We start from the raw sequence: 12,612 nt of genomic DNA on the forward strand, positions 1-12,612 counted from the left end.
GCCGGCAGGCGGGCGCAATGAGGGAAAGACTCCATTGACTTCAAGCGCCGAGGCTTCTAACGCTGCGCGCGATTTGCGCTCTATGGCCAGACTGTCGGCGATCCGCCGTCGCCACAGGCGGAAATTTCGGGGCGGATAGCGCAACAAGCGGTTGGTTCGACGGCGGCGCGGCAGGCGCGCGGCCGTTCTTTCCGCGACCGAATCGGCGCTAGCAAAGAAAGTTCGGATTGGAAAATGTCTCTCAGGGTCTCCGGTAAGAACATCAACATCGGCGAAGCCCTGCGCGCCCATGTGACGCAAAGGCTGGAGACGGCGGCGGCCAAATATTTCGACGGTCGCGTGACCGGTCACGTCACGATTTCGCCCGAGGGTTCGGGCTATCGGGCCGACTGCAGCCTGCATCTTGCTTCGGGAATCGTGCTTCAGGCAGACGGCCGCGCGCAGGAGCCTTACGCCTGTTTCGATCAGGCGGCGGAACGCATCGAGAAGCGCCTGCGCCGTTACAAAAGCCGGCTCAAAAGCCATCACGAACATGGTCATGCCGCGGGCGACGGCGCGCAGGCCGAGGTCGTCGCCTATCATGTGATCGAGGCGCCCGATCAAGAAATAGAAGCGCCGGCGGAGTTCAGCCCGGCGATCATCGCCGAATCGACCAGGGAATTGCGGCGACTGTCGGTGTCGGCGGCGGTGCTCGACCTCGATCTCACCGGCGCGCCTGTCGTGGTGTTTCGGCACGTCAACACCGGCCGCGTGAATGTGGTCTATCGGCGCGGCGACGAGAATATCGGCTGGATCGATACTCCCTCATCCGAGGGCGACGCGCGCTGACGGAAGAACGCGCGCCGACGGAAAAAACGTCGCAGCGGGGCCATAATAAGGGCTTTCTCGGCATGTATCTTGCCCTTTTCCCATGTCCCCTCGGATTTTGGCGAAAGTAGCGAGACGTTGAAATTTCAAGGATGGTCAAAGCCCTTAGCGGCCCTAGACCTCCAATGAGAAGCAGGAAGACCGTCGCATGCGGCCAACGGACTTGGTTTCGCCAGATTCGGTGTACGCCTCGTTGAAGGCAACGACGAAAAAGCATCTCCTCCAGGAGCTCAGCGACAAGGCTGCGAAAATCTGCGGGCTGCCGGCCCGCGAGATTTTCGATGCGCTCCTGCACCGAGAGCGGCTGGGCTCGACGGGGATCGGCGACGGCATCGCGATTCCACACGGCAAGCTCTCGAAGTTAAAGGGAATTTGCGGAATCTTTGGCCGCCTCGACCGACCTGTCGACTTTGGCTCGCTCGACGGCGCGCCCGTCGATCTTGTCTTTATGATTCTGACGCCGGAGAGTTCAGGGGCCGACCATCTGAAGGCGCTTGCCTGCGCCGCGAGAATGTTGCGGGATCCGGGTCTCGTGGCGACCATGCGCGCAACGCGAGACGACGACGCGCTTTACTCCCTCGTCGCGCAGCGCTCAAAACCCTTCGCCGCATAAGCTTTGCGGCGCTCCCAGAGCCTCTTCCGATCCGACGGCATCGGATCGGGGCTCTAGTTTCTTGTTTTAATTGGCGTTTTCTCGCCGAACCGGTTCGCGCTTCGGCGGAAAGCGCTCTTAAAGCGGCGCGCTGCGTTTTTGGGCGCCGCCTCCGTGCGACGCATGCCCGCCCTTGCGGCCGGCCTCGGAAGCCAGCGTATGGTCGCGCGAGAAACTCCGCTTGGCGGGATTCACGCTCTGCCCGCCCTTTCGACCCGCACGGGCCGCAAGATCGGGGTTCTGCGAAAAACTGCGTTTTTCGTCAGGAACGCTTTGTCCGCCTTTCCGCGCAATCGCGCGCTGCTTTTCAGGATCCATAGACGCGAAACCGCGACTGGATTTCTTCATCTCCTCCATGGGCCGCCTCACATTTCCCCCAGCGCCTACGGCTATAACTCGCCGCAGCGGCCAATGTTTCTAAGCCGCGACGATTTATATCGACGCCCGGATCGATTTTTCGGGAAGGGGATGAGGCTGCTAAAAATATAGTAATATCAATTAGATAAATTCTATCACATGCCGACCCAGGGCACGGTCCGTTCGCGTCGGCCGGCGCGCCGGTCGAAAAACAGCGCTTGGCTGATGACCGCCTTCAGACTTTCGACATTGAAGGGCTTGGCGATCAGAAAGGCCGGCTCTGGCGGTTCGCCAGTCAAAAACCGCTCGGGATAGGCGGTGACGAAAATCACCGGCGTCGACAGCGAGCCGAGAATCTCATTGACGGCGTCGAGTCCCGAACTCCCGTCGGCGAGCTGAATATCGGCGAGAATCAGCCCTGGACTGCTCTCTTTTATGGCCGCGACCGCCTCGGCGTGGGTCCGCGGCATGGCGACGACGCGATGGCCGAGCTCTTCGACGATGCTTCTTAGGTCGTGCGCGATCAGCGGCTCATCCTCGATGATCAGCACGTCGGTGGCGATCTGGTCGGCGATCTCGCCATTTGCGGCTTCGATAAGCTCGCCGGCCTCGCGCTCTGAAACTTGCAGAGTCTGCCCAATCTGGTCGAGATCGAACCCTTCGAGCGCCTGCAGCAAAAAGGCGATTCTCGGCTTCAGAGAAATGGCCTCGAGGTTGCGCCGGCCGTTTTCCTCCAGCGCGCCCGAGCGGTCGATATGGGCGTTGATCGGCGACGACGCCCAGACGTTCAGGAACAAACGGTAAACAGCGACGCGAAGATCTTCTGACTCAGAAATCCGGCCGGGTTCCGCCACGACGGTTTCTAGAGTGGCCAGCACATAGGCGTCGCCCCCCTCCCGATCGCCAACCAATGCGCGCGCAAAGCGTCTCAAATAGGGAATATGCGCAGAAATTTCTTTTGATGCCGACATGCCTTACAACTCCAGCAGCATCGAGCGTCCCGAAAAAGGCGCGTGCGAGCTAAGTCGATTCAAAACATGGACAATGTGTCAAAACTGCTTGGCATTTTAGGGAACCAATCCTTCAGCGGCGCGTTTTGCCTATCGTCCTTGCGGCGCACTATAACGCGGCGGCTCCAGAAATCATGCATATTAAAATAGAGGGCTCCATGGGGAACAAGAATCCGGAGAATATAGTTGCGCGCGTGAAAGCAGAGGATGATGCTTTCTCGGGCGACGGGCGGTATTCTCCGAGACCCGGCCCTCGCAGGCTGGAGACGTTTACGGGATGGGTAATGACGCGTGACGAATTCGGCGAACGTCGCCGCGGAGGTGGGGAGGCGCGATGTGACGCCAAGCCGGTACAACGCCAAAGATCGGTGGAGTTCCAGGACTCGATCGGAAAGGAGCTTCGCAATCTTTACGACGACGTCGTGGCTCAACCGGTTCCCGATCGGTTTCTGAAACTTTTGAACCAACTCGAAACGAATGTGCTATCCTCTTCGGCGACCTTAGGTGCGCCGGGGAAGAGTGAGTGACGGCAAGCGAAGAAGCGCATTCGGCAGGACAGGGATTGAAGGCGGAGCTGGTCTCCGCTATCCCGAGCTTGCGCGCTTTCGCTGTGTCGATTTGTGGAAACTCCGATCGCGCCGACGACCTTGTTCAGGAAACTCTGGTCAAGGCCTGGGGCAGCTTGGCGACATTCTCGGAAGGCACCAATCTTACCGCCTGGCTGTTCACCATCCTGCGCAACATCTATTACAGCGAATATCGCAAGCGCCGACGCGAAGCGCCCGATCCCGACGGCGTCATCGCGGGGCGCTTGATCGCGCCGGAGTCGCAGCACGCGCATATGGACTTTCTCGACTTTCGCGATGCGATGCAGAAACTGCCGCTCGATCAGCGCGAAGCGCTGATCCTCGTCGCCGCCTCCGGCATGTCCTATGAGGAAGCCGCGGAAATCTGCGGCTGCGCGCCGGGCACGATGAAAAGCCGGGTGAACCGCGCGCGCAACCGACTCTCCGAACTCATGTCGACGACGCCGTCCGCCGAGCGGCGCGAATGGCTCTCAGCCGAGCGGCTGTCGGAAATCTTGCGCGATTGAACGCTCCTCGGAAATGCCGCATAGGATAGCGCGCAACGCGCCTGTCCATGTGAGCATGCCGATGACCAAAGATACAAGAATTGAACGCGACTCATTCGGCGATATCGCCGTGCCGTCCTGGGCCTATTGGGGCGCTCAGACCGAACGTTCGCGCGAAAATTTTCCGATCGGCGGCGATCTCATGCCGATCGAGATCGTGCATGCGCTGGCGCGCATCAAGCTCGCCGCCGCCAGGGTCAACGCCAGAAAAGGCGTGCTGGACCCTAAAATCGCCGACGCGATCGAGGCCGCCGCGCGCGAAGTGATCGACGGCAAACTCGACGACCATTTTCCGCTCGTCGTCTGGCAGACCGGCTCCGGCACCCAGACGAACATGAACGTCAATGAGGTCATCGCCAATCGCGCCAATGAAATGCTCGGCGCGCCGTGCGGCTCGAAATCGCCGGTTCATCCGAACGATCACGTCAATCTGGGCCAGTCGTCGAACGACAGTTTCCCGACCGCCATTCACATTGCCGGCGCCACGACGATTTCCGGTCGGCTGATTCCCGCCGTCGGGCGGCTCCATATTGCGCTCAACGCCAAGGCGGTGAAATTCGCCAATATCATCAAGATCGGCCGCACCCATCTGCAGGACGCCACGCCTGTGACGCTCGGCCAGGAATTCTCTGGCTACGCCGCGCAGGCCGAAGGGGCGGAAGAGCGCATTAGAGCGACTCTTGCCGGCCTCTTGCAGCTTGCTCAGGGCGGCACGGCGGTCGGCACTGGCGTCAACAGCTTCAAGGGATTTGGCGAAGAAGTCGCCGCCGACATCGCCGAGCAGACGGGCCTGCCTTTCGTCTCGGCGCCAAACAAGTTCGAGGCGCTCGCGACTCATGACGCGATCGTCTTCGCGCATGGCGCGCTCAATGCGCTGGCGTCGGGTCTTTATAAGATTGCGAGCGACATTCGCCTGCTCGGCTCAGGGCCGCGCGCCGGCTTTGGGGAGCTGAAGCTTCCGGAGAACGAGCCCGGCTCATCGATCATGCCGGGAAAGGTCAATCCCACGCAGATCGAGTCGCTGACGATGGTGTGCGCGCGCGTCTTCGGCAATAATGCGACGATCACCTTCGCCGCCACGCAAGGCCATCTCGAACTCAATGTGATGAAGCCGATCGTCGGATTCGCGCTGCTTGAATCGACGATATTGCTGGCGGACGGAATCGACAGTTTCGTCGCGCGCTGCGTCGACGGCATCGAAGCCGATGAAGCCAATATCAAGCGCTTCCTCGACCGCTCGCTGATGCTCGTCACCGCGCTCGCGCCGAAAATCGGCTATGACGCGGCCTCCAAAATCGCGCGCGCCGCTCATAAGAACAGCACGAGCTTAAAGGAAGAGGCGCTCGCGTCGGGAAAGGTCACCGAAGCCGAGTTCGACGAAATCGTGCGGCCGGAGAAAATGCTCGCGCCGAATGGTTAAGCTTTGCTCCCCTTGACCTCGTCCTTGGAGACGCCGCCTTCGATCTCGGGCTTGCCCGAGATCGACATTAAATGCGGTCGTCTCGAAGGACGAGGAAACCAGCCGTCTCAGTTGCCCCGCGTCTTTTCCTCGCCATGCATCCGCATTAGCCTGAGCGCCTGACCGAGGAGCTCAATTCATGGCCGCGATCGACGCCGTCCTCACCACGATAGACGCCAATCTCGACGCTTCGCGCGAACGCCTGTTCGATCTTCTGCGCATCCCTTCAGTTTCGACCGATCCCGCCTTCGCCGCGCAATGTCTGCGCGCAGCGAATTGGCTGAAGGATCAGCTCAACGGACTCGGTTACGCGGCAGAGGTGCGCGACACGCCCGGCCATCCGATCGTCGTCGGCCACGCCAAGGCGAAGCGCAAGGATGCGCCGCATGTGCTGTTCTACGGCCATTACGACGTGCAGCCGCCGGACCCGCTGGAGCTGTGGGACAGCGAGCCTTTCGCGCCGCGACTCGCCAAGGCCAAGGAAGGCCAAGAGGGCAAAGACGGCCAAGATGGCCAAGAGGGTCAGGACATCGTCGCTCGCGGCGCCTCCGACGATAAAGGCCAGCTGATGACCTTTCTTGAAGCCTGTCGCGCTTTCGAGGCGAATGGCGGACTGCCCTGCAACGTGACATTTCTGTTCGAGGGCGAAGAGGAGACGGGCTCGCCGTCGCTCCCGGGTTTTCTCGCGACGAACAGGGACGAACTTTCGGCCGCCGACCTCGCGCTCGTCTGCGACACAAGCATGTGGAACGCGTCGACGCCGGCGATCACAGTGATGCTGCGCGGACTGGCGCTTGAAGAGGTGATTATAAAGGGCCCGAGCCGCGATCTGCATTCCGGCATGTTTGGCGGGCCAGTGCTGAACCCTATTCATGTGCTGGCGAAAATCATCGCCGAGCTGCACGACGATGAAGGCAAGGTGACGCTGCCGGGCTTTTACGCCGGCGTGCCGGAGATTCCCGAAGACATCGCCGAACAATGGCGCGCCATCGACTTCGACGAAGGCAAATGGCTTTCCGAAATCGGCCTGACGCGCGTCGGCGGCGAAGCCGGCTTCGGCGTCATGGAGCAAATCTGGGCGCGTCCGACCTGCGATGTGAATGGAATCATCGGCGGCTATACCGGCGCTGGCTCGAAGACGGTGCTGCCGGCGCAGGCGTCGGCGAAATTTTCCTTCCGACTCGTCGGCAAGCAGGATGCGAAAGCGATTCTCGAAAGCTTCCGCAACTTCGTGCGCGAGCGTCTGCCGGCGGACGCAAGCGCCGAATTCCTGCCGCATGGCGCGTCGAATGCGCTGCAGCTGCCGTTCGGCTCGGAGGCGCTCAATCGCGCGCGCCGCGCGCTCGCCGAAGAATGGGGAAAGGAAGCGGTGCTCGCCGGCTGTGGCGGTTCGATCCCGATCGTCGGCGCCTTCAAGCGCGATCTCAATATGGATTCGCTGATGATCGGCTTCGCCCATGACGACGACCGCATTCATTCGCCGAACGAAAAATATTCCTACACGTCGTTCCACAAGGGAACGCGCTCCTGGGCGCGCGTGCTGCATGCGCTGGCGGCGGCGTAATCGCAGTTTTGTTGCGCTCGACTCAATAGAGAACGAGCGGCAGTCGCGCGAACTTTCGTCGTGCTGAGCCGCCCCAAACAGCCCTCATGCTGAGGAGCGAGCGAAGCTCGCGTCTCGAAGCACGAGGGCTGTTTGGGGCGGCTCAGATTTCTCAATTCGCACAACTCAAGGCCCCTCACCCTGAGGAGGCCTCGAAGAGGCCGTCTCGAAGGGCGAGGGGCCGATGATCTTTCCAGCGATCACAGCGTCCTCTTGACAGCTTGCGCGATCGGCCGTCTATTTTGCGGCTGACGGTTCCCAACGGGATCAAAATGGGAATGCGGTGAGCGCGCTTCTTCGTGCGCAATTCCGCGGCTGCCCCCGCAACTGTAAGCGGCGAGCCGAAGACCATTAAGCCACTGGAGCGAAAAGCTCTGGGAAGGCGGTCTTTAGGCGACAACCCGCGAGCCAGGAGACCTGCCGTCGCTTCGTGGTCACGCGCGAAAGCGTCGGGCGGGGTGCACCGATGCGGCCAAAGCCCCTCGCCCTTTGAAGGCGTAACGGGCGGAGACCTTCGCAGTGACGGCCCACGTTACTGCGAGTCGACGCATATGAAATCCCAATTCCCGAAAGCCCCGGAAGGCGGCGTTTGCGCCGCCGTGCGGCGCAGCTCGCCTCTCCTGCTCCTTTCTGCAGCCCTTTCGTCGCCGGCTCTCGGCCAGAACGCGCTGCCGGTGATTGAAATAGGCAAGCCGCAGCCGGGCGTCATTCAAGGCGCCGGCGCGCGCGCAGCGGGGGAACCGGCCGTCGGAAACAACGGGACCGACATAGGACCGGGAAACAACGGCCGGCTTTGCGCCGAAGGCGTCTGCAACGATCCGACCTCCTATGCCGCGCCAATCCAGTCGGTCGGCACGAAGGTCAACACGCCGGTCATGGATACGCCGGTCACGACGCGCACCGTCACGCGCCAGATGCTTGAAGACCAGCAGGCCATCAGGGTCGACGAGGCGTTGAAAAACGTCAGCGGCGTCGCCTTCTCGGGCGGCGGCGACGCAGCTGTGGGAAATTCATTTCGACAGATCATTCTTCGCGGCTTTCCGACCCAAAACTTTTTTCGCGACGGCTTCAGAGTCGACAGTTTCGGCCTCAATTTCGCGGGAGCGAGCAATGTCGAATTGGCCAATGTCGAGAGCATCGAAGTTCTCAAAGGTCCCGCAGCGATCCTCTATGGCGCCGCGGAGCCCGGCGGCATCGTCAACATCAATACGAAGCAGCCTTTGGATAAGCCGGCCTTCTCGCTGCAGCAGCAGATCGGCAGCTATTCCGCCTACCGCACCACGCTCGACTCGACAGGTCCGATCACGCCGAACAAGGACCTGCTCTATCGCTTCATCATGTCCTATGAGAATGACGGATCGTTTCGCGCATTGGACTATAACCGCAAAATCATGATCAATCCGATGGTGCGATGGAATATCAGTTCCGACACCTGGGTCAGAGCGTCGACTCAATTCCAGCAGAACAATTTCAATCAGGACATGTATTGGACGCCGTATTTCGGCATGTTCAACCCTCTGTGGCTTGGACGCAGCTTCAACTGGGGTCCGAAATCGCCCTACAATGAGCAGCAGAATTTCACCGAACTCACATGGCGCCACGACTTCAGTAAGGACTGGTCGATTCAGCAGACCGCCTTCATGCAATTATTGCGCAATGATTGGGAGGATGCCGGCGGCTTCGGCTTCATCGCCGACTGCATAACGCCCGGCAGCACGTCCTGCTTCGCCTTCCCTTCGCCGAATAATGTCACTCTGAATTGGTTCTCGTTTCCGTCGGACAACAGGCAGGCGGAATATGCGACGACAGTCAATCTCGTAGGTCATTTCAACACGACCGAGCAGCTCAGCCATACGCTGCTCGCGGGCGCAGACTATTACCGCTACAATTTCCGAGGGAAGAATTTGAGCCCGCTGAACGCCAGTTCAACGGTGATATTCGGCGCGCCGCAGCTTCCGACGCCGATTTCCGGCCTCTTCACCTTTGCCGCGACGGAGCAATATGCGGACAATCTCGGCGTTTATCTCCAGGATCAAATCAAGCTGCCTTATGGCTTCAACGTGCTCGGCGGCGTGCGCTATCAATATATCAACAGCAGAACCGGAGCCACGGACAATTCGGACTTTTGCGGCCCGTTTTCATCGAATGCGTTTGCGGGCGTGGCGCTCCCTTGCAACTTCGATACGATTACGAAGCGCGGGCAAGTCGTCAATCAGAGGGTCACGCCGCGCGTCGGCCTGTTGTGGCGGCCGCTCGACTGGGTGAGCCTCTATGGGAATTACGCCGAGTCCTACAGCCCGAATTACAATGGCAAGCTGGTCTTGGGCACGGATACGCCAACCCCGCCGAGCGCCGGCGAACAAGTCGAGGGCGGCGTCAAGTTTTCCTGGCTCGACGGAAAGCTTCAGGCGACCGCGGCCTATTACCATCTGGTCAAGACCAATATTCCAGTCGGGATCCCCAATAATTTTAATCGTGTGCTTCTCATCGGCGAAGCGCGTTCGCAGGGCCCCGAAGTCGACATTCAAGGCGAGCTCCTGCCCGGCTGGAGCGTAAATCTCGCCTACGCCAACACCGACGCGATCGTCACGAAATCGGATCCAACCAACATCGGGATTGCGGTGGCTGGGTCGCCGGTTCCGTTCGTGCCGCGCAATGTCGGATCGCTGTCTTCAACTTATGAATTCAAGCATGGCGACTTAAAGGGCCTGAAAGCGGGACTGCGCTATGATTACACCGGCTATCTTCCCTTTTATCATGCCGCCAATGACGGAACCTATATCTATGGCCAGTCGACGCCCAGCTACGGGATCGTTGGAATTTTCGGCGCTTATGAGCTTAATGTCGCTGATTACAAGATCGTCGCGCAGCTCAATGTGAACAATCTTTTCGACAAGACCTACTTCGTCAACGGCGGCCTGGGTCCACAGGCCTTCGACGCCGCCCATCCCGGCGGCTTCGCCGTTCCTTTCACCAATCCGATTCAAGTCGGATGGAACCTGCCTGGGTACAATTTCAACGTGATAGGCTCGCCGCGGACGTTCCGCGGATCGATCAAGGTGTCATTCTGAATGAGCGGCGGCCCGTCATTCCCTGAGGAGCGCGCGAAGCGTCCCATCATGGAGGCGGACTTTCCCCTTGCGATGAAGAGAAAGCGCAAACCCATGTCTCAGCCTGTCGAATTTACGCCGACACGCGTCGTCGAGCCCGATGGCGCGGTGCTCGATGTCTTTTCTTTGCCGGCGGATGCCGCGAGTCTCGAAGAACTCCTTCGCGATCTCTTCGAGAACCACTGGTGCGACATCGTCTTCGGGCCGATCATTCAGGGCGCGGCGTGGGAAATCCACGCTGATCGCGCGCCGACGCGCATCGGGCTGCTCGACGGCTATCTCACCGTCGCCTTCGGCCTCACGCATTTTCACGTCTGCATCGGCGAGAACAAAGGATCGCGCGCCCGGCCGACGTCTCCCGAACTTGCGAAGCTGCGGCGCACGTCGCGCGCCGAACTCTATCGCAGACGAAATGTGAGCTGCGTGCCGGTGTCCTGGGGACTGCAACTCTTCAACGGCGCCGGCGAGCAGCAGATCAGCGTGCTGCTGCCCAATCCCTTCCTCGATCCCGCAACCGACAAGGTTCTCAAAGAGCCGGATTGGTCGCGCCTCGCGCTGTGGGACAAATTGCGCGCGCGCTGGTTCGGCCTGCACGAACCCGATCCCGGCGATCGCGCGGCGAGCCGCTTCGAACATGCCTGAGAGTCAGTCCGGAGACTTCATCGTTGATTACAGAGCCTTCTGAGGATGAGGCGAATTGGTGCGAGGCGCATCCCAATCCTTGGCCAATCGGCGGCAGCGGACGAGCTACGCCAATGTTAGTTACACAACCCAACGCTTCGGAAGAACCTCGAAGCCTTTCATCGCATCCGAGCGCTTGATGATTGCCGTCACCAGGCATGGCAGGGCTTTCTTCTGCGCCTCGCGAGATTGTGGTCCCTGGTAGCCGCCATCGGCGAACAGTTTTTAAAGAAGTGGAAATTTCCCAAACGACGCGCCCAAGACGAAAACGCCCCCATCGCGATCTTGGATATCGGCGCGTTGACTTAAGCTGAGGTCGCCACGTCTCAGAAGGGTCCTTCGCGCTTCCTTCGCGCGCCGCATAAGGCCTTACGAAACGCCCGAAAGCCGCGCCTTTCGGCGCGGCCTTCGCTGCGATCAATACTCGCTCGGCGGCGAGGCGCTATCCTTATATTCCCGCTCTGATCTCGGAGGCCGCTTGCGCGAGAAACTCGTCCATGTGGCGGCGAATCTGATGTTCGGACTGCCGAACGCCCGCGGCGGCGAAATCCTTCATGACTCGCGCCATTACGAGGTCGTCCGCGTTCGTCGCGGTTACGGCGATCACTAGCTCTTCGACATAGGCCGTGGCGGCGCAGCCTGACGCGCCAAGCTGTTCGACGGCCCAAAGTCCGAGGAGCTTGTTGCGTCGCGCCTCGGCGAGAAAATGCAACTCCTCTTCATGCACGAAGGTCTTTTCGAAGGATTCCTCACGTTGATCGAACATGCTCATCACTGGCCTCATTCTTATTCGCGTCCGGCCGGGAGAGAACGTGTTCGGAAGCCCGCACCGCGAATGACGGCGCAGCGAACCCGGAGGCCGGAGCGTTCAACGATGTTCCTCGAACAAAGCGTCGAGATTATGTCGTTACACGACATATAATTTGCTCGCGGCGAAGGGGCCACTCCTTTCGGAGCGGCCTTTTGCCGCAATCAATATTCGCTTGGCGACAGGATGGCGTTGTCGGAGGAACACAGGTTCACCTCGTCCGTCCGATCGATCTTTTTCGCGAAACACCGCGTTGCGGTTACCGTCATCACGGGCGAATTGTTGCGCGCCGCCATCCTCCTTCACCGTGGCTTTGGACTATTTGCCACCTTCAAGATGCGTCAGCGCTTCTTCCATATGCTTCGTCGCGCTGATGGCATCCTTCTGATGACCCTCGTAGATGGCTACTTCGAGGTGCGCGATGCCTTCCTTAATGTCCAGATTGGCCTTTTCTTTCTCAGCGGCTTTGGCGTGGGCAAGCGCAGCCTCAGCGTGCATTACGACCACATCAGTGTTACCAGCCTTGCCGGGTTGAATTGCTTCTTTCGTATGCTTGATGGCTTCCATCAGATGATCTTCCGCGAGGGTGACACACGGCGCAAACAAGAGAGCCACGCCTGACCCAAAAGCGAATGCAAAAGTTCGACGATTCATTGGGTAAACCTCTTGGCACTTCCCCATTTCAGCAGGGCGCCATTCCGCTCATAGCTGGACTCATTCTTGTTCGCGTCCGGCCCAGGGAGAACGTCTTCAGACGCGCGCGCCACGAAGTTCGGCGCTTCAAACTGGGAGGCCGCAGGGTTCGGCGATGTTTCTCAAAAAAATCGTCAAGATTGCGTCGTTATACGACATATATTTTGCTCGCATGTTTCGCGCTTGTTGCAGAAGGCGGCGGCGTTCCGCGCGGGTCGCGTCATCAGCAACGCCGCGCGC

Annotated in this window: 12 protein-coding genes, 1 pseudogene and 1 riboswitch; of the genes and pseudogenes, 8 read left to right on the forward strand and 5 right to left on the reverse strand. The window is 60.0% G+C overall.

The genetic code is table 11. The features are described 5' to 3' along the window. Nucleotides 1-234: 234 nt before the first annotated feature. On the forward strand, nucleotides 235-828 hold the full coding sequence (hpf, locus tag AB7I51_RS00205; protein ID WP_428402893.1) for a ribosome hibernation-promoting factor, HPF/YfiA family: 594 nt from the start codon (nucleotides 235-237) through the stop codon (nucleotides 826-828). Nucleotides 829-1,015: 187 nt separating this feature from the next. Next, nucleotides 1,016-1,480 (forward strand): PTS sugar transporter subunit IIA, encoded by a 465-nt coding sequence (locus tag AB7I51_RS00210; RefSeq protein ID WP_428402892.1) that lies wholly within the window; start codon nucleotides 1,016-1,018, stop codon nucleotides 1,478-1,480. 117 nt (nucleotides 1,481-1,597) lie between these two features. Here AB7I51_RS00210 and AB7I51_RS00215 read toward each other — a convergent pair whose 3' ends face one another. Next, nucleotides 1,598-1,876, reverse strand: a complete 279-nt coding sequence (locus tag AB7I51_RS00215) for a KGG domain-containing protein (protein WP_428402891.1) — start codon at nucleotides 1,874-1,876, stop codon at nucleotides 1,598-1,600. 155 nt (nucleotides 1,877-2,031) lie between these two features. Next, nucleotides 2,032-2,847 (reverse strand): response regulator, encoded by an 816-nt coding sequence (locus AB7I51_RS00220; RefSeq protein ID WP_428402890.1) that lies wholly within the window; start codon nucleotides 2,845-2,847, stop codon nucleotides 2,032-2,034. A 323-nt stretch (nucleotides 2,848-3,170) separates the two neighbouring features. Here AB7I51_RS00220 and AB7I51_RS00225 point away from each other — a divergent pair, with 323 nt between their 5' ends. From AB7I51_RS00225 to AB7I51_RS00250, 6 genes are all read left to right on the forward strand, one after another. Further along, a complete protein-coding gene (locus tag AB7I51_RS00225; RefSeq protein WP_428406091.1) occupies nucleotides 3,171-3,413 on the forward strand; it encodes a NepR family anti-sigma factor in 243 nt (80 codons plus the stop codon). Next, a complete protein-coding gene (locus tag AB7I51_RS00230; protein WP_428402888.1) occupies nucleotides 3,410-3,979 on the forward strand; it encodes a sigma-70 family RNA polymerase sigma factor in 570 nt (189 codons plus the stop codon). The genes AB7I51_RS00225 and AB7I51_RS00230 overlap by 4 nt, the downstream gene beginning before the upstream one ends. A gap of 61 nt (nucleotides 3,980-4,040) precedes the next feature. Beyond that, nucleotides 4,041-5,438, forward strand: coding sequence for a class II fumarate hydratase (gene fumC, locus AB7I51_RS00235; protein WP_428402887.1), 1,398 nt, complete (start codon nucleotides 4,041-4,043; stop codon nucleotides 5,436-5,438). A gap of 178 nt (nucleotides 5,439-5,616) precedes the next feature. Further along, nucleotides 5,617-7,041 carry a M20/M25/M40 family metallo-hydrolase gene (locus tag AB7I51_RS00240; protein WP_428402886.1) on the forward strand — a complete coding sequence of 475 codons (1,425 nt, stop codon included), beginning with the start codon at nucleotides 5,617-5,619 and terminating at the stop codon, nucleotides 7,039-7,041. Nucleotides 7,042-7,316: 275 nt separating this feature from the next. Beyond that, nucleotides 7,317-7,519: riboswitch (cobalamin riboswitch) on the forward strand. 112 nt (nucleotides 7,520-7,631) lie between these two features. Further along, a complete protein-coding gene (locus AB7I51_RS00245) occupies nucleotides 7,632-10,151 on the forward strand; it encodes a TonB-dependent siderophore receptor (RefSeq protein ID WP_428402885.1) in 2,520 nt (839 codons plus the stop codon). A 93-nt stretch (nucleotides 10,152-10,244) separates the two neighbouring features. Then, a complete protein-coding gene (locus AB7I51_RS00250) occupies nucleotides 10,245-10,832 on the forward strand; it encodes a DUF7676 family protein (RefSeq protein ID WP_428402884.1) in 588 nt (195 codons plus the stop codon). Nucleotides 10,833-10,849: 17 nt separating this feature from the next. Here AB7I51_RS00250 and AB7I51_RS00255 read toward each other — a convergent pair. The 3 genes and pseudogenes from AB7I51_RS00255 to smbP form a co-directional block, all read right to left on the reverse strand. After that, nucleotides 10,850-11,168 (reverse strand): annotated as a pseudogene (locus tag AB7I51_RS00255) (IS5/IS1182 family transposase); the annotation flags it as partial. 151 nt (nucleotides 11,169-11,319) lie between these two features. After that, nucleotides 11,320-11,643, reverse strand: a complete 324-nt coding sequence (locus tag AB7I51_RS00260; RefSeq protein ID WP_428402883.1) for a DUF1476 domain-containing protein — start codon at nucleotides 11,641-11,643, stop codon at nucleotides 11,320-11,322. Nucleotides 11,644-11,997: 354 nt separating this feature from the next. Then, nucleotides 11,998-12,360 (reverse strand): small metal-binding protein SmbP, encoded by a 363-nt coding sequence (smbP, locus tag AB7I51_RS00265; protein WP_428406092.1) that lies wholly within the window; start codon nucleotides 12,358-12,360, stop codon nucleotides 11,998-12,000. Nucleotides 12,361-12,612 lie beyond the last annotated feature (252 nt).

It is taken from the genome of Methylocystis sp. (assembly GCF_050246715.1).
Classification (GTDB): Bacteria; Pseudomonadota; Alphaproteobacteria; order Rhizobiales; family Beijerinckiaceae; genus Methylocystis.